The organism is Novosphingobium sp. APW14 (assembly GCF_032337075.1).
GTDB lineage: Bacteria > Pseudomonadota > Alphaproteobacteria > Sphingomonadales > Sphingomonadaceae > Novosphingobium.
Map to the genome: position 1 here is coordinate 62,723 of NZ_JAVYAB010000001.1, position 25,166 is coordinate 87,888.

Annotated in this window: 24 protein-coding genes; 10 read left to right on the forward strand and 14 right to left on the reverse strand. The window is 63.8% G+C overall.

Annotated features, from left to right (window positions below; genetic code table 11):
- On the reverse strand, window positions 1–909 hold the full coding sequence (locus RQP55_RS00295) for a pseudouridine synthase (protein WP_315608183.1): 909 nt from the start codon (window positions 907–909) through the stop codon (window positions 1–3).
- A 127-nt stretch (window positions 910–1,036) separates the two neighbouring features.
- Complete coding sequence (locus RQP55_RS00300) at window positions 1,037–2,197, reverse strand: aromatic ring-hydroxylating dioxygenase subunit alpha (RefSeq protein WP_315608184.1); 1,161 nt, start codon at window positions 2,195–2,197, stop codon at window positions 1,037–1,039.
- A 63-nt stretch (window positions 2,198–2,260) separates the two neighbouring features.
- On the opposite strand from RQP55_RS00300, the gene RQP55_RS00305 reads away from it, so the two are divergent.
- Window positions 2,261–3,658: an AmpG family muropeptide MFS transporter gene (locus RQP55_RS00305; RefSeq protein WP_315608185.1), complete on the forward strand. Its 1,398-nt coding sequence runs from the start codon at window positions 2,261–2,263 to the stop codon at window positions 3,656–3,658.
- Here RQP55_RS00305 and RQP55_RS00310 read toward each other — a convergent pair.
- From RQP55_RS00310 to RQP55_RS00355, 10 genes are all read right to left on the reverse strand, one after another.
- On the reverse strand, window positions 3,655–4,941 hold the full coding sequence (locus RQP55_RS00310) for a folylpolyglutamate synthase/dihydrofolate synthase family protein (RefSeq protein ID WP_315608186.1): 1,287 nt from the start codon (window positions 4,939–4,941) through the stop codon (window positions 3,655–3,657). The genes RQP55_RS00305 and RQP55_RS00310 overlap by 4 nt on opposite strands.
- A gap of 5 nt (window positions 4,942–4,946) precedes the next feature.
- Window positions 4,947–5,795 carry an acetyl-CoA carboxylase, carboxyltransferase subunit beta gene (accD, locus tag RQP55_RS00315; protein ID WP_315608187.1) on the reverse strand — a complete coding sequence of 283 codons (849 nt, stop codon included), beginning with the start codon at window positions 5,793–5,795 and terminating at the stop codon, window positions 4,947–4,949.
- Complete coding sequence (trpA, locus tag RQP55_RS00320) at window positions 5,792–6,589, reverse strand: tryptophan synthase subunit alpha (RefSeq protein WP_315608188.1); 798 nt, start codon at window positions 6,587–6,589, stop codon at window positions 5,792–5,794. Before trpA ends, accD begins: the two co-directional genes overlap by 4 nt.
- Complete coding sequence (trpB, locus tag RQP55_RS00325; protein WP_315608189.1) at window positions 6,586–7,794, reverse strand: tryptophan synthase subunit beta; 1,209 nt, start codon at window positions 7,792–7,794, stop codon at window positions 6,586–6,588. Before trpB ends, trpA begins: the two co-directional genes overlap by 4 nt.
- 61 nt (window positions 7,795–7,855) lie before the next feature.
- Window positions 7,856–8,494, reverse strand: a complete 639-nt coding sequence (locus RQP55_RS00330; RefSeq protein ID WP_315608190.1) for a phosphoribosylanthranilate isomerase — start codon at window positions 8,492–8,494, stop codon at window positions 7,856–7,858.
- Between the two features lie 24 nt (window positions 8,495–8,518).
- Window positions 8,519–9,265, reverse strand: coding sequence for an SIMPL domain-containing protein (locus tag RQP55_RS00335; protein WP_315608191.1), 747 nt, complete (start codon window positions 9,263–9,265; stop codon window positions 8,519–8,521).
- Between the two features lie 65 nt (window positions 9,266–9,330).
- Window positions 9,331–10,005: an orotidine-5'-phosphate decarboxylase gene (gene pyrF, locus RQP55_RS00340; RefSeq protein WP_315608192.1), complete on the reverse strand. Its 675-nt coding sequence runs from the start codon at window positions 10,003–10,005 to the stop codon at window positions 9,331–9,333.
- A 2-nt stretch (window positions 10,006–10,007) separates the two neighbouring features.
- Window positions 10,008–10,331 carry a LapA family protein gene (locus tag RQP55_RS00345; protein WP_315608193.1) on the reverse strand — a complete coding sequence of 108 codons (324 nt, stop codon included), beginning with the start codon at window positions 10,329–10,331 and terminating at the stop codon, window positions 10,008–10,010.
- A 75-nt stretch (window positions 10,332–10,406) separates the two neighbouring features.
- On the reverse strand, window positions 10,407–11,720 hold the full coding sequence (gene purB / locus RQP55_RS00350) for an adenylosuccinate lyase (protein ID WP_315608194.1): 1,314 nt from the start codon (window positions 11,718–11,720) through the stop codon (window positions 10,407–10,409).
- Between the two features lie 83 nt (window positions 11,721–11,803).
- Window positions 11,804–12,676, reverse strand: coding sequence for an OmpA family protein (locus tag RQP55_RS00355; RefSeq protein ID WP_315608195.1), 873 nt, complete (start codon window positions 12,674–12,676; stop codon window positions 11,804–11,806).
- Between the two features lie 303 nt (window positions 12,677–12,979).
- Between RQP55_RS00355 and RQP55_RS00360 the strand changes: the two genes are divergently transcribed.
- From RQP55_RS00360 to RQP55_RS00375, 4 genes are read left to right on the forward strand one after another with little or no spacing between them, the layout of a single operon-like run.
- On the forward strand, window positions 12,980–14,074 hold the full coding sequence (locus RQP55_RS00360) for an acyl-CoA dehydrogenase family protein (protein WP_315608196.1): 1,095 nt from the start codon (window positions 12,980–12,982) through the stop codon (window positions 14,072–14,074).
- Window positions 14,071–15,282, forward strand: coding sequence for an acyl-CoA dehydrogenase family protein (locus RQP55_RS00365; RefSeq protein ID WP_315608197.1), 1,212 nt, complete (start codon window positions 14,071–14,073; stop codon window positions 15,280–15,282). The genes RQP55_RS00360 and RQP55_RS00365 overlap by 4 nt, the downstream gene beginning before the upstream one ends.
- A gap of 7 nt (window positions 15,283–15,289) precedes the next feature.
- Complete coding sequence (locus RQP55_RS00370) at window positions 15,290–16,447, forward strand: acyl-CoA dehydrogenase family protein (protein WP_315608198.1); 1,158 nt, start codon at window positions 15,290–15,292, stop codon at window positions 16,445–16,447.
- Window positions 16,448–16,461: 14 nt separating this feature from the next.
- Window positions 16,462–17,439, forward strand: coding sequence for a nitronate monooxygenase family protein (locus RQP55_RS00375; RefSeq protein WP_315608199.1), 978 nt, complete (start codon window positions 16,462–16,464; stop codon window positions 17,437–17,439).
- Here RQP55_RS00375 and RQP55_RS00380 read toward each other — a convergent pair.
- Window positions 17,436–18,926 (reverse strand): acetyl-CoA acetyltransferase, encoded by a 1,491-nt coding sequence (locus RQP55_RS00380; RefSeq protein ID WP_315608200.1) that lies wholly within the window; start codon window positions 18,924–18,926, stop codon window positions 17,436–17,438. The genes RQP55_RS00375 and RQP55_RS00380 overlap by 4 nt on opposite strands.
- A gap of 99 nt (window positions 18,927–19,025) precedes the next feature.
- Between RQP55_RS00380 and RQP55_RS00385 the strand changes: the two genes are divergently transcribed.
- Entirely contained in the window at window positions 19,026–20,276 is a 1,251-nt protein-coding gene (locus tag RQP55_RS00385; RefSeq protein WP_315608201.1) for an acetyl-CoA C-acetyltransferase, read from the forward strand.
- A 31-nt stretch (window positions 20,277–20,307) separates the two neighbouring features.
- Window positions 20,308–20,940, forward strand: coding sequence for a glutathione S-transferase family protein (locus RQP55_RS00390; RefSeq protein WP_315608202.1), 633 nt, complete (start codon window positions 20,308–20,310; stop codon window positions 20,938–20,940).
- On the opposite strand, the gene RQP55_RS00395 is transcribed toward RQP55_RS00390, so the two are convergent.
- The gene (locus RQP55_RS00395; protein ID WP_315608203.1) at window positions 20,930–21,637 is read right to left on the reverse strand and encodes a hypothetical protein; all 708 of its coding nucleotides are present in this window, start codon (window positions 21,635–21,637) and stop codon (window positions 20,930–20,932) included. The genes RQP55_RS00390 and RQP55_RS00395 overlap by 11 nt on opposite strands.
- Before the next feature lie 435 nt (window positions 21,638–22,072).
- Between RQP55_RS00395 and rpsL the strand changes: the two genes are divergently transcribed.
- The 3 genes from rpsL (at window position 22,073) to fusA (ending at window position 25,144) form a co-directional block, all read left to right on the forward strand.
- Window positions 22,073–22,444 carry a 30S ribosomal protein S12 gene (gene rpsL / locus RQP55_RS00400; protein WP_169492430.1) on the forward strand — a complete coding sequence of 124 codons (372 nt, stop codon included), beginning with the start codon at window positions 22,073–22,075 and terminating at the stop codon, window positions 22,442–22,444.
- 141 nt (window positions 22,445–22,585) lie between these two features.
- Entirely contained in the window at window positions 22,586–23,056 is a 471-nt protein-coding gene (rpsG, locus tag RQP55_RS00405) for a 30S ribosomal protein S7 (protein ID WP_315608204.1), read from the forward strand.
- Window positions 23,057–23,071: 15 nt separating this feature from the next.
- Complete coding sequence (fusA, locus tag RQP55_RS00410) at window positions 23,072–25,144, forward strand: elongation factor G (RefSeq protein ID WP_315608205.1); 2,073 nt, start codon at window positions 23,072–23,074, stop codon at window positions 25,142–25,144.
- Window positions 25,145–25,166: the final 22 nt, after the last annotated feature.

Consider the following 25,166-nt stretch of genomic DNA (forward strand, 5'->3'; position numbering starts at 1 on the left):
TCATTTGCGGCCGGGTCCCGGCTTGCGCGGAGCAGGCTTGCGTGCCGAGGGTCTGGCTGTCGCAGAGCGCGGCGCAGCCGGCTTGCGCGGACCATCGCCGCGGATACGCAGCCGTGCCTGTTCATGCGCCGGGCGGGGCGCAGCGACCTCACCAGGCACCTTCAAGCCCTTCATGAAGCGTTCGACCTCTACCTGCCGGATTTCGATAGCTTGCCCACGCGGCAGGTCGAGCAGCTCGAACGGGCCATAGGAGGTGCGGATCAGGCGGCTGACCTCCAGCCCGAGGTGCTCCAGCACGCGGCGCACTTCGCGGTTCTTGCCCTCGGTGATCGTCACTTCGATCCACTGGTTGCGCCCGGTGCTGCGCTCCATGTTGGCGTTGATCGGACCATAGCGCACGCCCTCGATCTCGATCCCCTCGATCAGCTCTTCCAGCTGTTCCTGGGTGATGTCGCCAAAGGTGCGGGCGCGGTAGGTGCGGGGCAGGCCGGTGGCGGGCAGTTCCATCGTCCGCTTGAGGCCGCCATCGTTGGTCAGCAGCAGCAGGCCTTCGGTGTTGAAGTCGAGTCGGCCGATCGGCATGACCCGGCCAGCATTGGCGGGCAGGGCATTGCGCAGCGCGGTATAGATCGTCGGCCGGCCAGCGGGATCGCGTTCAGCGGTAAGCAGGCCCGCAGGCTTGTGGAACAGGAACAGCCGCGCCGGATCGGGGGCCTTCACGGCCTTGCCGTCGACGCTCACGCCCTTCAGGCTGGTCAGCACGGTGTTGGGGGTGGTCACCACCTCATCGCCGATCTTGACCCGCCCTTCGGCGATCATCCGCTCCACCTCGCGGCGGCTGGCAATGCCGGCGCGGGCAAGGAGCTTGGCGATGCGATCGCCATTACGGGGATTGTCGGTATCGGTCATGGCGCGGCCTTAGCGGCAGAACGCCTTTGGGGGAAGCGCTGGGCAGGGCCTTCGACAAGCTCAGGCCGAGCGGGGCTTAACTGATTTCCCGAGACCCGCTCTGGCTGAGCTTGTCGAAGCCCCAGCGCTACAGCTGTGCAAGCGCGAGCTGTTCTGCGCAGATTTCATGCAGCCGGCGGATCCCACCTTCCAGCGTGCCGAGCGTCAGTTCGGGCACTGCGCCGGTCGCCAGCCCCTGTTGGCCCAGCGCGGCGGCGCGGAAGTCCTCTGCGCCGAACACCCCGCCATCCAGCAGTTTCCAGCTCCGTTCCCAGTGATCGCGGGCCTTGTCGGTCTGCGGGGCTTCCGGGATCAGCATGAAATCCTCGACCAGGGTGCGATCGTGCCCCTGCGGCCAGAGCGCCATGACGTTGATGTAATCCGGGCTGATGACGAGGACAGTGGCCGGGAACAGCTGATAGGCAAAGGTCCCGATCCGACGCAGCGCGGCCATGTCGGTCAGGTCAATTCCGTCCAACTCGGCCGCGCGGGCGACCAGGCTGCGCTGGTGCGGCCCGATCTGGTCACCGCTGGTGATCCCGTCCTTGAAGAACGGGCCGATAGTCGCCGCATGAAGCCGGGCGACGTGATAGCTCTCGAGGAAGGCATCCATGATCAGCTTCCAGTTCGAAGCAACATCATGGGTCCGCCGCGCGAACAGGTGCAGATCGCGCATGGCAAAGGCATCGAAATCGGCGCCAAGGGTGATTGCATCACCGAAATCGGCCTCTCCCTGCGGTGCATACCAGATCAGCCCGCCTGCCTCGCAACTGGGCAATTCGGCCAGGCCATAGCCGGCCTTGTCGAGGCCCGGAAAGGTATCGGGCCGGGGCAGGGCGAGCAGCCGGCCGTCGGTGGCATAGGTCCAGGCGTGATAGGGGCACGTCAGCCGCTTGCCGCATTGCACGTCCTGCCCTTCGACCAGCCGGGTGCCGCGGTGCTTGCAGACGTTGAGGAAGACGTGAACCGCGCCATCGCCATCGCGGGTAATCAGCAGCGGCCGCCCGGTGGCATCATGCGGTACCGCCATGTTCGTTTCTGGCAGCAGCGCCGAAGGGCAGAGCACTTGCGGCAGCCTGCCGAACAGCGCCGCCTGTTCCCGCGCCCAATGCGCCGGATCGGTATAGACGCTGGCGGGCACCGAGGAGATGCCGCTCGCGGGCCGGGTGCATCCATCGGCAATGGCCCGCGCCAGGGCAAGCTGGCCGGGGGTTGGGCTGCTGCCCGGTATTGTGGATGCGGTTGCCATCAAGGCTAGGAATAGACCCAAACCGCGCTAGTGTCGCAAGCGATTTTGGTGGGGAGCGTTTGAATGTCGGTCGAACTGATCCGGTTTGTGATCTTTGTCGGGGTGCTGCTGGGCCTTGGCCTGCTCGCCACCCGCATACCCTCGTTCCGGCCTTACCTGCGCAAGAATCCGCTGATCACCTTCCTGCTCGGCATTTCCAGCGGCTTTCCGCTAACCCTGCTGGTGGCGACCATGACCTTCTGGCTTGCCAAGGTGGGCATTGATACGGCCACGATCGGCTTCGCCGTCGCGCTGGGCACGCCCTATACGATCAAGTTCCTGTGGGCGCCGCTGGTCGACAAGCTCCCGATCCCGGTGCTGACCCGATTGTTCGGCCAGCGCCGCAGCTGGCTTTACCTGGTGCAGGCGCTGTTGTTCGTTTCGATCTGGCAGCTGGGGGCAAGCGATCCGCAACCCGGCCACCTTGGGCCCTTTGTGTTCTGGGCCGTGGTCACGGCCTTCCTTTCCGCCACGCAGGACATCGTGATCGATGCTTACCGCATTGAAATTCTTGAAGACGATGAATTTGCGCATGGCACGGCTACCAACCAGTTCGGCTATCGCACCGGCAACCTGATCGCCGGGGCCGGGACGGTTTACCTCGCTTCCAGCGAAGGGCTCGGCCTGGGCTGGGCGCTGGGCTATGGCCTCACGGCTTTTGCAATCATCCCCGCGATCATCGGCTCGCTGATTGCCGGTCCGGGCAAATATGTTGATCGCTTTGCCCAGGCGCAGGGCATCAGTGCTGGGCAATGGCTGCTGGAAACGGTGGTCAATCCGTTCCGCGAGTTCCTGGGTCGGCATGGCGCGTTTCTCGTGCTTGGATTCGTGCTGATCTACAAGGTTGGCGATGCCATGGGGCAGACCATGCTGGCGCCGATGATCGTCGATCTGGGTTTCGCGGATCTTGATTACGTTTCCGCCAACAAGTTGTGGGGCTTTGGCGCGCTGATCCTGGGTTCGGCTTTGGGCGCACCGTTCATCCTATGGCTGGGCATGGGCCGCGCGCTGCTGATTTCGGGCCTGCTGATGATGTTCTCGAATGTGATGTTCATGGTCCTGTCGATCAGCGGCAACAATTACTGGATGCTGGTTGCCGCGATTGCGACAGAGAACGTGACCAGCGGCATCGGCCTGACGGTCTTCGCGACCTACCTTTCGGGCCTGTCCAGCCTGGCCTACACGGCCACCCAGTTTGCGCTGCTGTCATCCTTTGCAGCCTTCGGGCGGACCTGGCTGGCTTCGCCGGCCGGGGTCATAGCCGAGAAGCTGGGCTGGATCTGGTTTTGGGGCTTCACCATCATCGCCGCGATCCCAGGCATGCTGCTGCTCTGGCTGCTGTGGAACAAGGGTTATCTGGTCCAGTCAATCCGCCAGCCCAGCACCGAGGATGATGGGCCGGAGGCGCCAGCCAAGGCTTAATCCGGCAGTTCGCCGTTAAGCCGCAGGACTTCGCCGGACAGGTACAGCGATCCGGCAATCAGCACGGGCAGGCCATCCTTCGGCAAGGCGGCGAGCGCGCCTGGTACATCCGGATAGGCAACAGCTTCGGAGCCGAAGGCCGCCGCCGGATGCCACTCGTGCGTCGGCACCGGCACGGCCGAGATCGAAGCGGCATTGGCCGCCAACGGGCCGGTCAGCGCCGCGGGGTCCTTGTTTTCCAGCATGCCGATGATCAGGTGAAAGCGGCGGTCGCCGAAATGCTGCGCCAGTGCCGCGCCGGCCGAGGGGTTATGCCCGCCATCCAGCCAGACCTCACGGGTGCCGGTCAGCGGTCCGGCGTTCAGGCGTTGCAGGCGGGCCGGCCATCTGGCCGCCGTCAGACCGACACGGATCGCCTCGTCCGAAACGTTCAGCGCGTTCTGGTGGCGCAACATGGCCACGGCCAGCGCAGCGTTATCGGCCTGGTGCGGGCCTGCCAGCACCGGGAGCGGCAGGTCGAGCTGACCGTGCCTGTCGCGATAGGAAATGCGCTCACCAAGGGCCGCGGACCAGTCCAGCCCCCGCAGAGCGGGGCGGGCCCCGGCCTTCATCGCCTGGTCGAGCACGGCCTTGGTCATGCCGGTCGTGTATTGCTGCGTCACCAGCGCCACGCCGGGCTTGGCGATCCCGGCCTTCTCGAAGGCGATTCGCTCAAGCGGATCGGCCGGCACGCCATGTTCGGGGGCGAGCAGGAAGCGTTCGTGGTCCAGCCCCAGCGCGGCAATTCCGCAGGCCGCGGGCTGCTCCAGCACGTTGGTGGCATCGAAGCGCCCACCCAGGCCCACTTCGACCACGCAGGCATCGGCTGGAACCCGCGCGAATTCGGTAAAGGCGGCAGCGATGGTCACTTCGAAGAAGCTGGGGTTAAGGTCGGCGCCAAGGTCCAGCACTTCGCCCAGCACATCGGCCAGCCGGTCATCGTCAATCAAGTGGCCGGCGAGCCGAATGCGCTCATTATAGCGGACCAGGTGCGGGCTGATCGTGGCGTGGACGCGGTAGCCTTGCGCCTCCAGCATGGCGCGGAGAAAGGCGCAGGTGCTGCCCTTGCCGTTCGTGCCCGCAACATGAAACACCGGCGGCAGGCGCTTGTGCGGATTGCCAAGGCGGGCAAGCAGGGCGCGGATCGTTTCCAGCCCCAGCCGCCCATCGGGCACCGAGAGTGCCCCCAGCCGGTCAAGCTGGGCCTGCACGCGCGGATGTTCGGAAGTGGCGAAGTCGCGCACCGGAATCAGGCCGCCTTGCTGGCCCCCAGGTAATCGAGCACCAGCGCCAGCTGCGTCTTCAGATCGCGGCGGTGGACCACCATGTCGACCATGCCATGCTCGTGCAGGTATTCGGCGCGCTGGAAGCCTTCGGGCAGCTTTTCGCGGATCGTATCCTGGATCACGCGCTGGCCGGCAAAGCCGATCAGGCAGCCCGGCTCGGCGATCTGGATGTCACCCAGCATGGCATAGGATGCGGTGACGCCGCCAGTGGTGGGATCGGTCAGCACGACGATATAGGGCAATCCTGCTGCATTCAGGCGGCGGATCGCCACGGTGCACTTGGGCATCTGCATCAGGCTGAGGATGCCTTCCTGCATCCGCGCGCCGCCTGCGGCAGTGCAGATCACATAGGCGCACTTTTCCTTGATCGCCTTGTCCGCACCGGCAACGAAAGCCGCGCCCACGGCCATGCCCATCGACCCGCCCATGAAGGCGAAGTCCTGCACGCCCAGCACCACCTTGTTGCCATCGATCGTGCCAAGTGCGTTGGTCAGGGCGTCGGGATGGGGATTGGCTGCACGGGCAGCCTTCAGCCGGTCCGGGTATTTCTTCGAATCCTTGAACTTCAGCGGGTCTTCCTTGACCTTGGGCGAAGGCAGAACCGTGAAGACCGGATCGAGCAATTGCGCAAACCGCGCATCTGCGCCGATGCGGCCATGATGGTCGCAACGCGGACAGACGTTGAGGTTTTCCTCATACTCCTTGGTGAACAGCATTTCGCTGCACGAAGGGCACTTGATCCAGAGGTTGTCCGGAGTGTCGCGCTTGTCCTGGAAGGGCAGCGCTTTGCGAACGCGATCGAGCCAGCTCATGCGCCAGTCCTAGCCGAATGGACCGCCGCCGCCAATGCCGCGGTCAATTCCTGCACAGGTCCGGCAGCATTCGCCCCATGTTCACCGACAAGATCGACCAGTGCCGAGCCAACCACCACGCCATCGGCCACCTTGGCAAAGGCCGCAGCCTGTTCGGGCGTGCGCACGCCAAAGCCGACCGCCACAGGGATATCGGTCTTGGCCTTGATCCGGGCCATGGCCTCGGCCACGCCGCTGGCAGCGGCTTGCTGCATGCCGGTGATCCCGGCAACCGAGACGTAATAGAGGAAGCCGGACGAACCCTCCAGCACCGCGGGCAGCCGCGCCGCATCGGTGGTGGGGGTGGCAAGGCGGATCAGCGAAATGCCCTTGGCGCGGAGCGCCGGGCCCAGCTCCGGGTCTTCCTCGGGCGGAATGTCGACACAGATCACGCCGTCGACCCCGGCCTGGGCGCAGGCATCGGCGAACCAGTCGGCCCCGCGGATCGTCATCGGGTTCGCATAGCCCATCAGCACCAGCGGCACTGCGGGATGGCGTGCGCGGAAATCAGCGGCAATCTTCAGGATATCGGCGGTGCGGGTGCCAGCGCCGAGCGAACGGAGGTTGGCCTTCTGGATCGCCGGGCCATCGGCCATCGGATCGGTGAAGGGCATGCCCAGCTCGATCACGTCGGCCCCGCCGGCCACCAGCGCATCGAGGATCGCGGGCGTCGCGGCAGGCGTCGGATCGCCCCCGGTCACGAAGGTGACGAGGGCGGGGCGGCCCTTGGCGAAGGCGGAGGAGAGGCGGCTCACAGCGAGACCCCCAGATGTTCCGCGACCGAGAAGATGTCCTTGTCGCCGCGCCCGCAGAGGTTAACCAAAATGATCTGGTCCTTGCTCATCGTCGGAGCGACCTTGGTGACGGCGGCGATGGCGTGGCTCGGCTCAAGCGCAGGGATGATCCCTTCGGTGCGGCAGAGCAGCTGGAAGCCTTCAAGCGCTTCGGTATCGGTCACGCTGGTGTAATCGACCCGGCCGATTTCCTTGAGCCAGGAATGCTCCGGCCCGATCCCGGGATAGTCCAGCCCTGCGCTGATCGAATGGCCTTCGGTGATCTGGCCGTCCTCGTCCTGCAACAGGTAGGTCTTGTTGCCGTGAAGGATACCCGGGCGACCGCCCGCCAACGAAGCGGCATGCTCCTTTTCAAGCCCATGCCCGGCCGCTTCAACGCCGAGCATCCTTACTTCGGGATCGTCCAGGAAGGGATGGAACAGGCCGATGGCATTGCTGCCCCCGCCAATCGCGGCAACCAGCAGGTCAGGCAGCTTGCCGGTCCGCGCGAGCATCTGGGCGCGGGCCTCCTTGCCGATCACGCTCTGGAAATCGCGGACCAGCTCCGGATAGGGGTGCGGCCCGGCGGCGGTGCCGATGATGTAGAATGTGTCGTGCACATTGGCGACCCAGTCGCGCAGCGCCTCGTTCATCGCGTCCTTCAGCGTCGCCGCGCCCGAAGTGACCGGCACCACTTCGGCGCCCAGCAATTTCATCCGGAACACGTTGGGCGCCTGCCGGGCGACGTCGGTCGCGCCCATGTAGACCACGCAGGGCAAGCCAAAGCGGGCGCAGACCGTTGCCGTGGCGACGCCATGCTGACCAGCGCCGGTTTCGGCGATGATCCGGGTCTTGCCCATGCGGATCGCCAACAGGATCTGGCCGATGCAGTTGTTGATCTTGTGTGCGCCCGTGTGGTTCAGCTCGTCACGCTTGAACCACACCTGTGCGCCGCCCAACTCTTCCGTCAGGCGCGGCGCGAAATAGAGCGGGCTGGGGCGACCAACATAATGCTCCAGCAGGTCATCAAATTCAGCCTGGAATGCCGGGTCGGCCTTGGCGGCGCGGTATTCACGCTCCAGGTCCAGCACCAGCGGCATCAGGGTTTCGGCGACATAGCGCCCGCCGAACTGGCCGAAATGGCCGCGCTCGTCGGGTTGGTTGCGGAAGGAATTGGCCGTGCTCATGCCAGGGCGCTTGGCAGGGAATCCGGGCGCTGTCCAGCGGTCCGCTGGCCTAGATTTGCTGTCAGCTGCGCGCTGCGGCGCAGAATTCAGCAATGCGCGCCGGGTCCTTTACACCAGGGGTGCTTTCGATCCCCGATGCGGCATCGACCAGCGGCGCAGCGGTCAGCCGCACGGCTTCGGCTACGTTGGCGGGATTAAGACCCCCAGCCAGCCCCCATGGCAAGCCAATGCGCAGGCCTGCCAGCAGGGACCAGTCAAACGCCAGTCCCATCCCGCCGGGCAGGGTGCCCTTGGGGGTCTTGGCATCGAACAGGATGAAATCTGCGGCCCCGACATAGGCAGTGGCCTGGGCAATATCCTCCGCCTTGGCCACACCAATCACGCGCCAAATGGGCAGGCCGAATTGGGTGCGAAGCTCTGCCGCGCGCTGCGGGCTCTCGCTGCCGTGCAGCTGGATTGCGTCGAGCCGGGCCGCCGCAACCGCATCGGCAATGGCGGCATTGTCGGCATCGACAAACACGCCAACCCGGCCAATGCGCCCTGCAGCGCGCGCACCCAGTTCGGCGGCCATTGCGGGTGGCAGAAACCGGGGAGAGGGCGGGTAGAAATTGAACCCGGCAAAATCGGCGCGCGCGGCAATCGCCGCATCGAGCGCGGTGCTATCGGTAAGGCCGCAGAGCTTGATCCTGGGGGCGGGCATTGCCGCCCCCTAACGCGGCGGGGCTTACGGTGCCAGTTCGAACTGCACCGCGACAGTCGCGCTCAAGGCAACTTCGCCTGGAGCAACCGGGGTGGGCGCCGCCTCGGCCATGGCCATCTTGGCGTAGAGCATCGGTGCCGGGGGCGAGTAGCCACCACCTTCGCTGATGGAAATGATCCGCTTAACCTTCAGTCCTGCGGCCTTGGCATAGAGTTCCGCGCGCTGGCGGGCCTTTGCCATGGCAGCAGTGCGGGCCTCGTCCATGGCGGCTTCGCTATCATCCAGTTCGAAGCTGGGGCCGTTCACCTGGTTTGCCCCGGCATTGACCAGCGTATCCAGCACCTTGCCAAATTCGGCTAGCTTGCGCTGGCGCACGGTCACCTGATTGTTGACCTGATACGCGACAATCGAAGGGACTGTCTCTTCCAACTGCCCATCTTTCCGCACCACTTGCTGCCGATAGACCGGGTTGATGTTGAGGTTGCTGGTCTGGATGTCGCGGTCAGCGATTCCCGCGGCCTTCAACGCCGCGATTACGCGGTTCATATCGGCGGAATTGGCCGCCAGCGCCGCTGCGGCAGTCTTGCCCTGGCTGGTTACGCCAGCACTGAACACAGCAAGGTCAGGCTTGCGAAAAGAGCGTGCTTCGGCGTTCAGCGATAACAAGGTCGAAGTCGCTACGATTGGAGCCACTGGCGGCGCAACCTGCGCGGCAGCGGGCAGGGCGCAGATGAGTGCCAAGGGGGCAAGGGCATATCGAAGCGATTTCATGGCGTTCTCCTTGTTCAGTGGCAATGCAGCCCGCCAGCTTTCGCGTGGCTGAACCAAACGCGAAGCTAAAGCGTAGCCTCGATCGCGCGGGCAGCGGCAACCGGGTCTTCCGCGCGGCTGATCGGGCGGCCGATCACCAGCACCGATGCGCCGGCATCGCGGGCTTCGCGCGGGGTGACGGCGCGCTTCTGATCGCCCATCGCACCGCCAGCCGGGCGCAGGCCCGGGACCACGAAAAAGCCATCCTTCCATTGCCGATGGACTGCGCCGACTTCGTGGCCGGAACAGACAATTCCATCGAGCCCTGCCGAATTGGCCAGGTCTGCGAGGCGCATCACTTGATCATTTGCCGATCCACCGATCCCGGTGGCTGCCATGTCGCTTTCGTCAAGGCTGGTCAGCAGGGTCACGGCTACAACCTTGGTATGTTCACCGGCTGCGGCCTTGGCATCTTCCATCATCGCGCGCCCGCCCGAGGCATGGATCGTGACAATCGCGGGTTCCAGCACATGAATTGCCTGCATCGCCGCAGCCACGGTGTTGGGAATGTCATGCAGTTTCAGGTCGAGGAAGATCGGCAGCCCGATCTTGGCAATTTCGTGCACGCCGTGGTGGCCGTGCGCGCAAAAGAATTCGAGGCCCAGCTTCAATCCGCCGACATGGCCTTTGACCTTGCGGGCTAGGGCTTCGGCGGCATCCAGTTGTGGAATATCGAGCGCGAGGTAGATCGGGTTCGACATGATCAGACGGGTTCCTTACCGGCTTCGTCTTCGAGTTGTGTGGTCGTCGCGTAAGCGCTTGGCTGGCCCATCGAATTGGCTTTGACGGTGTTTTCCATCAAGCCGATCCGCCGATTAAGCCGCCATCGGACGCCCTTGTGCACCAGCCACATCGGCAGGAACCCGAGCACGATGCCGACAATGAAGATCAGTCCGACCGGCCATTCGACGTAAAGATAGATCCCATTTTCAAGCGGCCAGAGATTGAGCGGCACCGACTGCCAATTGATTGCGATAAACGATACGATCACAATCGTGATCAGGATCAGCAGAACAGTGCGGATCACCTGCATTTGCCTAAGTCTCCGTCAACGCCAGTGCCTTGCCCGACGATGCTAGGCGCGAACCCGGACAAGGGCAAGTTACTCGCCGAAAACCCGCGCAAAGATCGTATCGATCGCCTTGAAATGGTAATCGAGATTGAACTTCTCATCGAGCTCGGCTGGCGAGAGGGCGGCGGTGACTTCCGGATCGGCCTTGAGCAGCTCGAGCAGGTTGAGCTGCCCGTCGCTTTCCCACACCTTCATCGCATTGCGCTGGACCAGCCGGTAAGCGGTGTCCCGCTCCAACCCGGCTTGGGTCAGGGCCAGCAGCACGCGCTGCGAGTGGACTAGCCCCCCCATCTTGTCGAGGTTCTTCTGCATCCGTTCGGGATAGACGAGCAGCTTGTCGACCACCGAAGTCAGGCGGGCCAGCGCGAAGTCGAGCGTGATCGTGGCGTCGGGGCCGATAAAGCGTTCCACCGAGGAATGCGAAATGTCACGCTCATGCCACAGCGCAACGTTCTCCAGCGCCGGGGTCACGGCCGAGCGGACCATGCGGGCCAGGCCGGTGAGGTTCTCGGTCAGGATCGGGTTGCGCTTGTGCGGCATGGCCGACGAGCCCTTCTGGCCGGGCGAGAAGTATTCTTCTGCCTCGAGCACTTCGGTGCGCTGGAGGTGCCGAATTTCGATCGCCAGGCGTTCGATCGAGCTGGCGATCACGCCCAGCGTGGCAAAGAACATGGCGTGGCGATCGCGCGGGATCACCTGGGTCGAAACCGGCTCAACCGTTAGGCCGAGCTTTTCAGCGACATATTCCTCAACCGAGGGATCGATGTTGGCGAAGGTACCGACCGCGCCGGAAATCGCGCAGGTCGCCACTTCAGCCCGGGCGGCCAGCAGGCGCACCTTGCAGCGGCTGAACTCGGCATAGGCCTCGGCCAGCTTCTTGCCGAAAGTGGTCGGTTCGGCATGAATGCCGTGGCTGCGACCGATCGTCGGGGTGAACTTGTGCTCAAGCGCCCGGCGCTTGATCGCGGCCAGCAACTCGTCAAGGTCAGCCAGCAGCAGGTCGCTGGCGCGGGCCAGCTGGACCGCCAGCGTGGTGTCGAGCACGTCGGAACTGGTCATGCCCTGGTGCATAAAGCGTGCTTCGGGGCCGACCTGCTGCGCAACCCAGTCGAGGAAGGCAATCACGTCGTGCTTGGTAACGGCTTCGATCGCGTCGATTGCGGCAACGTCGATCGCAGGGTTCGTTGCCCACCAATCCCATAGCGCCTTGGCGCCGCTTGGCGGAACTACGCCGAGTTCGCCCAGCTTCTGCGTGGCGTGAGCCTCGATTTCAAACCAGATGCGATAACGCGCTTCTGGCTCCCAGATCGCGACCATCGTGGGGCGGGCGTAACGGGGGACCATGTTCGACTCCTAGCGGCTGTTGGGGGAGCCGCTAGGGTGCGGTGGCCACGAAGGCAAGGGGCGAGCGCCGCTCACCCCCGCGCTTATTCCAGCCCGTCCACGCTCTTGCTGACGAGGATGTTCACTGCAACGCGCCGGTTCTGTGCCTTGCCCTCCTCGGTCATATTGTCGGCCAGCGGGTCGGCTTCAGCCATGCCGGTCGGGGTCAGCACGCGATAGGGCTTCCAGCGGCATGCTTGCTGCAGGTAATTGATCACACTGCTGGCGCGTTTCTCGCTGAGCGTCTGGTTGTATTCCTCGCTGCCAACCGAGTCGGTGTATCCGACCACCAACAGCAAAGCGTTGCTTGTCGCTTCTGCCTGAGCAGCGGCGTTGCACAGTTCCATTTTCGCCTGAGGCGAGAGCTGCCACTTGCCGGTATCGAAGAACACGTTGGTCGTGCCCTTGATATTGTAATTGTCGATATCGGCCATGCGTCCGCGCAGCGCCTGGGTGGCGGCGGTCTGCTCGGCAAACTGCTGCTCGGTGCCATTGCGGATCATCATCGCGGTCTTGAAATCGCCAGCCTTGTAGTTGACCTGGCTGGCGAGCAGCACTTGCCCGGCCTGCACGGTCTTGACCGTCACCGGCAGCCCGTTGAGCAGCGAGGCGAGGGTTGGCTTTGGCCCCTTGCTCCCGAACAGACCGCTGCCGGCCTTGATTGCTGTCGTTTCGTTGATTGCAACCATCGTGCTGGTGCCGTCGGGTGCAGTGATCCGTATCCGGTCGCCCTTGCGCGCGGTGATGACCCCCTTCAATTCCGGCCCCGGCACCAATGTGCTCATATCGGGCAGAGGCTCGCCGGTGACGACGATATTAGGATCATTGTTTGTTTGGGCGGAAAGGCTGGCAGGGAGGGGCAGGGCCACCATTCCAAGCAACGCCAAGGCTGCCGGCTTGTTATCGATGATCCGCATCAGGTTACTCCTTAAAAGCGCAACTGCGCCCCCGACCGCGCTGGCAGAGCAATGTTGGCAATCGGTCAATAGCCTACGCGGGGGTGTGGGGCGCGGTTGCGGTGAACCGATGTGTGATCGCAGTCCTCGCGCTTTATGCCGCAACGGGTGCTTTACATTCGGAACAAAGGTCATGCACCAAATTGACTTCCGGCAACGGCTTGCGGGCTTTGTCATGGCGGTTTAACCAATCGATTAAATCGTCGGTGCGCGGCATGATCGCGGCTTCCAGCGATCAAGCCGAATTTAATAGGAAGGCCTTATATGTCAATTCTTTATGATGAGGGGCAGCAGGCGATCGCGACCGAATCGCGCCGCGTCCTCGATGCCCGGGCAAGCAAGGACCGCCTGCTCAAACTGCTCGAGCAGGTTGGCGAACACGATGGCCCGTTCTGGGATACCGCCGTGGAGCAGGGCTGGACTGCGCTGGCCGTGCCGGAAGAGCACGGCGGGCTGGGCTTGGGCCTGGTTGAACTGGGCCTCGTTGCCCAGGCAAGCGGCGCAGCGACGGCCGGCGCGCCGTTCCTGACGCCCGGCTATGGCGTGACCCATGCGCTTGTTGCGGCTGGCAAAGCTGACCTTGCGGCGAAGTACCTGCCACTGATCGCCGCTGGCGAGGCGCGCGGAGCAGTGGCTTTTGCTGAAGGGACCGATGCGCTGCCTTCAGCTCCGGCCACCAAATTTGTCGAAGGAAAGCTGAGCGGCTCGAAGCCGGCTGTTCCCGGTGCGATCAAGGCTGAGCTGGCACTGGTCTGGGCGAACGGCGCGAATGGCCCGGTGCTGGCCATTGCTGAATTGGGCGGGGCTGAGCGCAAGGCCGTGTCCAGCTTTGACAACAGCCGGCTCTATGCCGACCTGACCTTTGCCGGAACTCCGGCGCAAGTTCTGGCCGAGGGGGCGGCGGCGCTAACCCTGGCGCGCGAAGTGCTGGCCCGGATGGCAGTAGTTACCGCGCACGAGCAGGTTGGCGGAGCCGAGGCGTTGCTGCACATCGCCCGCGACTATGCCGTGACCCGCAAGGCTTTTGGCCAGCTGATCGGCGCCTTCCAATCGGTCAAGCACCGCATTGCCGAGATGTATGGCCTGGTCGAGATTGCTCGGGCCAACTGCATTCATGCTGCGGCTGTGGCCGGCACAGATGCATTCCTGGTTGCAGCCGCCGATGCGCGGCTGACCGCCACTGAAGCCTATGACACTTGCGCACGTGACTGCGTTCAGATCCACGGCGGGATCGGGGTGACCTGGGAACAGGGCCTTCACCTCCATATGCGCCGGGCCCGGAGCCTGGCGATTGAGCAGGGCAACCTGCTGTTCTGGGAAGACTTGCTGGTTGAAGCACTGACGGGAGAAGCAGCATGAGCGAGATCGAAACCTATCGCGCCCAGGCCCGCGCCTGGCTGGAAAGCGTTGCGCCCAAGTATTCGCGTGAGGCGCGCGGCAAGCTGAACCTCTCGGTCGAGGAAGACCTGGCGCTGGGCCGCCAGTACATGGCCGAAAAGTATGATGCCGGTTATGCCGGTATCAACTGGAAGACCGAGATCGGCGGGCAAGGCCTGTCGAACATGCACAAGATCGCCTTCGATTCCGAAGAAATGCAGTTTGGCATGCCGAACGTCTATTTCGGCATTTCGCTGGGCATGCCGATCCCGATCCTGATCCAGTATGGTCAGGACCGTGCCTGGGTGAAGGAACGCGTCGTCAAGGCGCTGCGTGGTGAGGAAATCTGGTGCCAGCTGTTCTCCGAACCCTCGGGTGGGTCTGACTTGGCCGCATTGCGCACCAAGGCTGAACCCGATGGCAATGGCTGGCGCATGACTGGGCAGAAGGTCTGGACCAGCTGGGCGCAGTACTGCGATTACGGCGTGATCGTGGTTCGCACCGATCCGACGGTCGAAAAGCACAAGGGCTTGACCTATTTCTGGGTCGACATGAAGGCCGAAGGCGTCGAAGTCCGCCCGATCAAGCTTGCCGGCGGTGACAGCCACGTCAACGAAGTGTTCTTCGATGCCGTGCGGCTGGAAGACAGCCAGCGCATGGGCGAGGTGGGCGGCGGCTTTGGTGTGGCGCTGCACACACTGATGATCGAACGTTACATTGCCACCGACAGTGCCGGGTTTGGTCCGCATCTCGACCTGTTCGTCGATACGGCCAAGGATCTGACCATCAATGGCAAGCCGGCGCTGAGGGACGGTCGTATCCGTTCAGCAATCGCTCGTAACCACGCAATGCGTGCGGGACTGGACAGCATCACTAGTCGGGCTTTTGCAATGATGCAGGCCGGGATGCAGCCGGGCCCCGAAGGGAGCCTGCAAAAGCTGGTTGCGGTGCGCAGCCGTCAGAAGCTGTCGGAGCTGGCGCTGGACCTGCAGGGTAACCAGGCCTTTGATTTCGATCCGCATGCCTATGTGAAGGAAGACTGGGGCACCAGCTGGCTCAACGCGCCGACCGGTCGCATTGCCGGGGGTTCGGACGAGGTGCTGCTGAATACCATCGCTGAAAAGGTGCTGGGCCTGCCGCAGGACCACCGCCCCGACAAGGGCGTGCCGTTCAACGCCATTCCGGCATAACGACAGCATGACCGAAAGCGAGGACCTGGCCGAAATCCGCCGCGCAGTGCAGGCGCTCTGCGCCGAGTTTCCCGGCGAATACTGGCGCGAGAAGGACCGAACCCGCGACTATCCGGGGGAGTTCGTCGATGCGCTGACCAGGGCCGGGTTCCTCGCGGCGCTGATCCCTGGTGACTACGGCGGCTCGGGCCTCAAACTCGATGCCGCCGCCGTCATCATGGAGGAGATCCAGGCCGCCGGCTGCAACGGCGCCTCGGCTCATGCCCAGATGTACATCATGAACACGCTGCTGAAGTACGGCAGCGAAGAGCAGAAACGCGCCTATCTGCCGGGCATTGCCGATGGCTCGCTGCGTCTCCAGGCGTTTGGCGTGTCAGAACCGACCAGCGGGACGGACACGCTGTCCTTGCGCACTGTCGCGGTGCGCGATGGCGATGAATATGTCGTCAACGGCCAGAAGATCTGGACCAGCCGGGCCGAGCATTCCGACCTGATGCTGCTGCTCGCCCGCACCACGCCGCGTGAACAGGTGGCAAAGAAGACCGAAGGGCTCTCGATCTTCCTGGTTGATATGCGCCAGGCCGTGGGTAGCGGAATGACGATCAAGCCGATCCGCACGATGATGAACCACTCCACCACCGAGGTGTTCTTCGATGACCTGCGCATCCCGGCAAGCAGCCTGATTGGCGAAGAAGGCCAGGGCTTCCGCTATATCCTCTCCGGCATGAATGCCGAGCGCATCCTGATCGCGGCTGAATGCATTGGTGATGCCAAGTGGTTCATCCAGAAGGCCAGCGACTATGCCAAGGATCGCAAGGTCTTCAATCGGCCGATCGGTCAGAACCAGGGCGTGCAGTTCCCGATTGCGCGCTGCTATGCCCAGATGCGCGCCGCTGAACTGATGGTCCACCACGCCGCGCAGGTCTATGACAGCGGCGGCAATCCGGGAGCCGAGGCCAACATGGCCAAGATGCTGGCGAGCGAGGCCAGCTGGGCCGCAGCCGACATGTGCGTCCAGACCTTCGGCGGCTTCGGTTTTGCCGAGGAATACGATGTGGAGCGCAAGTTCCGCGAGTCACGGCTCTATACCGTCGCGCCGATCAGCACCAACCTGATCCTGTCCTATCTGGCCGAGCACGTGCTGGGCCTGCCGCGTTCCTACTGAGGGGGAGACTTCCGATGGCTATCAAGACCCGCATCACCGAACTGCTCGGCATTGAGCATCCGATCGTCCAGGGCGGCATGCAGTGGGTTGGGGTGGCCGAAATGGCCAGTGCTGTCTCCAACGCTGGCGGTCTTGGCATCCTGACCGGCCTGACCCAGCCCGATGCCAAGGCGCTGGCTGCCGAAATCGAACGGTGCCGGTCGATGACTGACAAGCCGTTCGGCGTGAACATGACCGTGTTCCCGACGATCAATCCGCCCGATTACAAGGCCTATACCCAGGCGATCATCGATTCTGGCGTCAAGATCGTGGAGACCGCCGGCACGCCGGCCGTGCGCGAACTGTGGGAGATGATGAAGCCCCACGGCATCAAGATCCTCCACAAGTGCACCGCTGTGCGCCACGCCCTTTCTGCCGAGAAGGCCGGGGTCGACGTGATCTCGATCGACGGCTTCGAATGCGCCGGCCATCCCGGTGAGGATGACATTCCCGGCCTGATCCTGATCCCGGCAGCGGCTGACAAGGTCAAGATCCCGCTGCTCGCCAGCGGCGGCTTTGGCGATGGGCGCGGCCTTGCCGCTGCGCTGGCGCTGGGGGCGGACGGGATCAACATGGGCACGCGCTTCACGGCCACGGTCGAAGCCCCGATCCACCAGTCGTTCAAGGATGCCATGGTCGCGAATGACGAACGCTCGACCGACCTGATCTTCCGCACCTTCCGCAACACCGCGCGCGTTGCCAAGAACGAGATCAGCCAGCAGGTTGTCGCCGCCGAGCGCGAAGGCAAGCCGTTCGAGGAAGTTGCCCACCTGGTGAAGGGCGTGCGCGGCCGGGAAGGGCTGAGCACTGGCGATACCAATCACGGCATCTGGTCGGCCGGCATGATCCAGGGCCTGATCCACGACGTGCCGACCTGCGAAGTGCTGGTCAGCCGGATCGTCAAGGACGCAGAGGCGATCATCAAGGGCCGCCTCGCCGGGATGGTCAACTAGGCGAAACGCCAGGTTCTAAGGGGCTCGCCGGCGGTAATTGTCCCGCTCGCCCCCACGGGCTCGGCGCCTTTGCCCTGCAGGCGGGCGATGGTCGCGACATCGCTCGCCGGGACATGGGCAAGGGTGCGCTTGCCTGAGTCCGTCCGCGCCACCACCACGCCCGAACGCGGCTGGCCTTCGCGGTCGTAGAACACGGTATAGCTCTCAACACTCGCCGCGCCGGTGTAGTCCTGGTCCAGTTCGGGCACCGGACCGCGCTTCGCATCGGCTTCGGCCTGGAAGTCATAAGCGCGGGGGAAGCTCGCCGCCGGGATCGGCCGCGTGCTGACCGCGATGGTGTGGTTGTGCGTGGCATAGCCACCATTGGCGAAGAGCAGGCCAGTACCGCCAGTTTCGCGCAGCTTCAGGGCCATGGAGGCGACCGCGTGGCTCATGTAATTGCCAATCGGCCCGCCGCCGAAGGTCAGCCCGCCGAACACCGTTGCGGCCTTGTCCACCGGCCAACCCAGCACGCGGCGCGCCATCTTTGGCACGCAGGGGAAACAGGAATAGAGTTCCACCGCGTCGAGATCCTCGACCGAGAGTTGGTTAAGCTCCATCGTCTTGAGGATCGAGACTTCCATCCCGGCGCTATGGACATAGCTGTCGCGCGCCAAGACCGAGTTCGCTTCATGCGCTGCTGCGCCATTGCCGACATAGATCCATTGGGCTTCGGGAATGCCGCGCGCGCGCGCTTCGCCCGCCGCCATGACAATGAATCCGGCCCCTTGGTTGACCGCCGCATTGGCTACCTGGAGCTTGGTGTAGGGAAAGGCGATGGGGCGGTTCTTGTCACCGGGCGTGATCACGTCCTCCGCCGAAACGGGCTTGCGGATCCAGGCCGCGGGATTGCTGGCGGCAACTTCGGAGAAGCGGCTCCAGATTTCGCCGCTCTCGGCTTGCCCTTCGGCCAGCGTCTGCCCCAGCGAGGCGCGCAGGGCGTTCTCGTAAAGCGGGTAGACGTCGGTCGGCACGACCAGCCCGTGGCTTTGGGCATAGCCCACTTTCACGCGGTGCGTGGCATCGCGCAGCGCGTCGCCCTTCTGACCGCCGCTGGCGGCCGTCTTGCGTGCACCGGCGGTGCGCAGGGCTTCGGCCCCTGTCACCAGGGCGATTCTGATCTCACCCGCGCCGATCTTGTTGGCCGCTTCGTTCAGCAGCAGGATCGGGCTGTCGCCGTTCGGGCCCTTGGACTGGACCAGTTCAACATGGCTTGCACCCAGCGCTGCAGCCACCGGGCTGCTGGCGTCGGCAATCTCGGGAAAAGCGATTTGCTGGACTACGCCGATCCAGTCCGCATCCGTCAGCACGGACGCGCCCGCATCGACCTCAGCGGCGCGCAAGGCATCAGCCATAAGGGTAACGGGATCACGGCCTTCCAGCGGATTTTCCGGGCGGTCGTTGATCTGGCCAACACCGACGATCACAGGCAGCAGGTCTGGATTCATCGCATCAATCCTTGCGCAATTTAATTGACCGGTTAAACCGGAGTCAAAGCAGGTTTGAACCTGCCCCGCAACTGCATTTCATCTTGAGGAGGAGCCACCATGGCCGAAGCCTATATCATCGATGCCGTCCGGACCCCGCGTGGGGTTGGCAAGCCGGGCAAGGGTGCCCTGTCGCACCTCCACCCGCAGCACCTCGCCGCGACCTGCCTCAAGGCAATAAAGGATCGCAACGGACTGGATACGAGCACGGTTGACGACATCATCTGGTCAACCTCCAGCCAGAACGGCAAGCAGGGCGGGGACCTGGGCCGCATGTCGGCGCTGGCCGCCGGCTATGACATCTCGGCCAGCGGCACCACGCTTGACCGGTTCTGCGGTGGCGGCATCACTTCGGTGAACCTGGCGGCGGCCACGATCATGTCGGGCATGGAAGACTGCGTCATCGCCGGCGGGACCGAGATGATGAGCTTCACCGCTGCCTATGGTGCTGAATTGGCCAATGCGGGCATTCGTCCGCTGGGCATGGGTTCGGGCAACCTGGCGCTCGATGCGATCCATCCGCAAAGCCACCAGGGCGTTTGCGGCGATGCGATTGCCGCGCGCGAGGGGATCGATCGTCAGGCCCTCGATGCCCTGGCGCTGGTCAGTCAGGAACGCGCCGCCCGCGCGATCCGCGAAGGCCGCTTCGACAAGTCGGTGGTTACCGTCTACAACGATGATGGCACCGTGGCGCTCGACCATGAGGAGTTCCCACGCCCCGAAACCACCATGGAAGGGCTGTCCTCGCTTAAGGCCAGCTTCGATGGCATGGCTGATTTTGATCTGGGGGGCGGCGTTACCTTCAAGAAGCAGATCCAGCGCGTGTACCCTGAGCTTGACTGGAAGGGCGTGCACCACGCCGGCAACTCCTCGGGCGTGGTCGATGGCGCCGCCGCGATCCTGATCACCAGCAAGGACTATGCCGACAAGCACGGCCTCAAGCCCCGCGGCCGGATCGTCGCCTATGCCAACCAGGGCGATTGCCCCACGCTGATGCTCAACGCCCCGGTTCCGGCGGCCAAGAAGGTCCTTGAAAAGGCGGGCCTCAAGGTTGAGGACATCGACGTCTGGGAAATCAACGAAGCCTTTGCCGTTGTGGCTGAGAAGTTCATCCGCGATCTCAAGCTCGATCGCGAGAAGGTGAACATCAACGGCGGCGCCATGGCGCTGGGCCACCCGATCGGCGCGACCGGCTCGATCCTGATCGGCACCGCGCTGGATGAGCTGGAGCGTTCGGGCGGCCGCTATGGCCTGGTTACCATGTGCGCGGCTGGCGGCATGGCCCCGGCGATCATCATCGAGCGGCTCTGACCGGCTGCGGGGGAAGGAGGAGCGTAAGCCCATGCCCACACTCTATGACTTCCCCCGCGCACCCAGCCCGCGCCGGGCGCGCATCGTGCTGGCGGAGAAGGGCATTGCCCATGACACCCGGATCATCGATCTGGCTGCGGGCGAGCACCTGTCTGACGCCTACCGCGCGATCAACCCGGGGCTGACCGTGCCCGCCCTCGCGCTGGAGGATGGCACCGTGCTGGCCGACAATGCCGCCATTGCCGCCTGGGCCGAGGCGTTCAAGCCCGATCCGCCGCTGTTTGGCACCACCCCGGTCGACAAGGCCGAGATTGCCAGCTGGAACAGCAAGGCCGAGGGTGAATGCCTGATGGCCATTGCCGAAGCCATGCGCAACAGCGCCCCGGCGATGAAGGACCGTGCGCTCCCGGGGCCGGTCAACTATGCCCAGATCCCCGAACTGGCCGAACGCGGCAAGGCGCGGCTGCTGCACTTCCTCGACAAGCTCGATGCGCACCTCGCGACCCGCGATTACCTTGCCGCCAGCGGCTTCTCGATTGCCGATATCACCTGCGGCGTCGCGGTCGATTTCGCCCGCGTGCTGCGGATCGACCCGGGCGAGGGGAGGCCTAACCTGTCCGCCTGGCGCGCCCGGCTGGCCGCGCGGCCCGCGTTCAACCTGTAAGGTCATCCTCCGAGCCGGGTGCATCGGCCAACTGCGCGGCGTTGGCGATGGCGTTGGCCCGCATCTGGTCGATCATCGCGTCGATGCTGTCATAGACCGCTTGCGCATCCTCGGCTTCCTGTGCGTCCCATTCGGCGCGCAACCGTTCATAGACCGGATGGCCGGGGCGCAGCGCGGCATAGTGCGTGCCGTTCGCCGCCCAGCGGTGCCCCCGGCGCTGGCGTAGCAGAAACAGCAGCAGCGCCGTGTCATAGCGCCGCCAGGTGCCCACCACTTCGCCCCCGCGCACCACCGGGCGCTCCTCGCCCGCAATCGCGCGTTCCAGCGCACAATCCTCCAGCCGCGCGATCCCGCGATCAATCGCCAGTTCCCAGGCAGCAGCAAAGCCCTCCGCGCCCGGCTTGTGGCGCAGGCGATAGAGCGCCTCCAGCGAAGCCCCGATATGCCGCGCCGCCTGCGTCACGATGCCGGTTGCCGCCAGCATGGCGATAAAGGCCTGCTGCCGCTCCGGCGTGATCGAATTGCGCCGCGGCGCCTTGTGGCAATAGGGGTTGAAGCCCAGCAGCGGATCATCCTGCTCCAGCGGCAGATCGGCAAAGGCCGTGCGGCTGGTCCGGCGGGAAGGGCGGGCTGAGCGGCAGGTCAACGCCCCACGCGCTGCGCCTCGCGCCCCGGCGGGCGGCTCTGTTTCTGACATGATCGGATACCTCCGGGCCGCCTGACGCGGCGCTCACAGACAAGGTGATCCTGTACCAGAGCCAAGGGTCTGTAGGAAAATGGTTTTGCTCCAAAATTCTTCCCCCTGTGATGGGGGAAGGATACCGCAGCTTGCGGATACAATCCGCTAGCGCAGGTAGGATGGGGCTGAGAATGTCTCCCCCCATTCTCCTTGACCATCCGCTGGATTTCACCTAGGGGCCGCGCTCTTCCGGGCTTGTCCTGGTTTGAGCTGAACATTGCCGGTGCGCCTGCTTTCACAGGTAATCCGTCAAAGTAACCCGGTCTTTTCAGCCGGGTGGAGCGTTTTCGGCTCGCGATTGGTCGCTGCGGGGTCTGCCCCGCGCTTGGCGCATTCGCGATTCGTTTCTCTTCACCTTGCCGCTTGGACCACAACCAAGGTGAAGAGTACTTCATGCCTACGATTAACCAGCTGATCCGCAAGGGTCGCGAACCGCAGAAGGCCAAGAGCAAGGTCCCTGCGATGGAACAGAACCCGCAGAAGCGCGGCGTCTGCACCCGCGTTTACACCACCACCCCGAAGAAGCCGAACTCGGCACTTCGCAAGGTTGCCAAGATCCGTCTGACGAACTCGCGCGAAGTGATTTCGTACATTCCGGGTGAAGGCCACAACCTGCAGGAGCACTCGGTGGTGCTGATCCGCGGCGGCCGTGTGCGTGACCTTCCCGGCGTGCGCTATCACGTTCTGCGCGGCGTGCTCGATACCCAGGGTGTCAAGGACCGCAAGCAGAGCCGTTCGAAGTACGGCGCCAAGCGTCCGAAGTAAGGTTTAAGCGCGGCGGCGCAGGACCGCTCCCCCTCCCGGCCACCTTCGCGAAGGTAGCTTCTGGGTGGCCGGGAGGGGGAGTGGGCCGGAGCCGCAAGGGCAGGCTGGATAGCCTGGCCGCACTCCGAAGGAGTTGGAAAAATGTCACGTCGTCGTCGTCCCGAGAAGCGGGAAATCCTGCCGGATCCGAAGTTCAACGATCAGATCCTGTCGAAGTTCATGAACAACCTCATGCTCGATGGTAAGAAGTCGGTTGCCGAAAGCATCGTTTACGGTGCGCTCGAAACCATGGAAACCCGCGCCAAGAGCGATCCGGTTGCGCTGTTCCACGATGCGTTGAACAATGTGAAGCCGCAGATCGAAGTCCGCAGCCGCCGCGTTGGTGGTGCGACCTATCAGGTTCCGGTTGAAGTTCGCCCGGAACGCGCCCAGGCTCTGGCCATCCGCTGGCTGATCTCGGCCGCGCGCAACCGCAGCGAAACCACCATGAGCGCGCGCCTTTCGGCCGAGCTGCTGGACGCTGCCAACAACCGCGGCAACGCGGTGAAGAAGCGCGAAGACACCCACCGCATGGCCGACGCGAACCGCGCGTTCAGCCACTACCGCTGGTAAAGGACACCCCCTATCATGGCACGCAGCCATCCTCTCGAACGGTACCGCAACTTTGGTATTATGGCGCACATCGACGCCGGTAAGACCACCACGACCGAGCGTATCCTTTACTACACCGGCAAGTCCTACAAGATCGGCGAAGTCCACGACGGCGCCGCGACCATGGACTGGATGGAGCAGGAGCAGGAGCGTGGGATCACGATCACCTCGGCCGCGACCACCTGCATCTGGAACGATCACCGCCTGAACATCATCGACACCCCCGGCCACGTTGACTTCACCATTGAGGTCGAACGTTCGCTGCGCGTGCTCGACGGCGCGGTGGCCGCGTTTGACGGCGTTGCCGGCGTTGAGCCGCAGTCGGAAACCGTGTGGCGCCAGGCGGACAAGTACAAGGTTCCGCGGATGTGCTTCATCAACAAGCTCGACCGCACCGGTGCCAACTTCTACTACTGCGTCCAGACGATCATCGATCGCCTTGGTGCCACCCCGGCGGTGCTGTACCTGCCGATCGGCGCCGAAAGCGATTTCAAGGGCCTGGTCGATCTGGTCGAAAACCGTGCGATCATCTGGAAGGATGAAAGCCTGGGCGCCGAGTTCTTCTATGAAGAAATCCCGGCTGACCTTGCCGACAAGGCTGCTGAGTACCGCGAAAAGCTCATCGAACTCGCCGTCGAACAGGACGACGCGGCGATGGAAGCCTATCTGGAAGGTAACGAGCCTGACGTGGCGACGCTGAAGCAGTTGATCCGCAAGGGTACGCTGAACCAGTCGTTCGTGCCGGTGCTGTGTGGTTCGGCGTTCAAGAACAAGGGCGTTCAGCCGCTGCTCGACGCGGTGGTGGACTACCTGCCTTCGCCGCTCGACATCGAAGACGTGCAGGGCATCAACCCGGACACCGAAGAAGCCGACAGCCGCGCAACGGCTGACGATGCGCCGTTCTCGGCGCTGGCGTTCAAGATCATGAACGACCCGTTCGTCGGCTCGCTGACCTTCACCCGCATCTATTCGGGCACGCTGACCAAGGGCAGCTACCTGAACTCGGTGAAGGGCAAGAAGGAAAAGGTTGGCCGCATGCTGTTGATGCATGCCAACAGCCGTGAAGACATCGAAGAAGCCCATGCGGGTGACATCGTGGCGCTCGCCGGTCTGAAGGAAACCACCACCGGCGATACGCTGTGCTCGGAAAAGCAGCCGATCATTCTTGAGCGGATGGAATTCCCTGAGCCGGTGATCGAACTGTCGGTGGAACCGAAGACTAAGGCTGACCAGGAAAAGATGGGCATCGCGCTCAACCGCCTGGCCGCCGAAGATCCCTCGTTCCGCGTTTCGACCGATCATGAATCGGGCCAGACGATCATCAAGGGCATGGGTGAACTTCACCTCGAAATCCTTGTCGACCGCATGAAGCGTGAGTTCAAGGTTGAGGCGAACGTCGGTGCGCCGCAGGTGGCTTACCGTGAATACCTCGCGAAGCCGGTCGACATTGACTACACCCACAAGAAGCAGTCGGGTGGTACCGGTCAGTTTGGCCGCGTTAAGGTCAAGGTCACCCCGGGTGAGCGCGGTTCGGGCTTCACCTTCAAGGACGAAATCAAGGGCGGTAACATTCCGAAGGAATATATCCCCGCGATTGAAAAGGGCTTCCGTGAAACGGCCGAAACCGGCTCGCTCATCGGCTTCCCGATCATCGACTTCGAAGTCCTGCTTTATGACGGTGCGTACCACGACGTAGACTCGTCGGCCCTGGCCTTCGAAATCGCCGCCCGCGGTGCCATGCGCGAAGTTGCCCAGAAGTCGGGCATCAAGCTGCTTGAGCCGATCATGAAGGTCGAGGTGATCACGCCGGAGGAATACCTCGGCGACGTCATCGGCGACATCAACTCGCGTCGCGGCCAGATCCAGGGCACTGACTCGCGCGGCAACGCGCAGGCAGTGACGGCGATGGTGCCGCTTGCGAACATGTTTGGTTACGTCAACCAGCTGCGTTCCTTCACGCAGGGCCGGGCGAATTACTCGATGTTCTTCGACCACTATGATGAGGTCCCGGCGAATGTCGCGACCGAGATCAAGGAGAAGCTTGCCTAAGCGGCAAGATGATACGTCAACA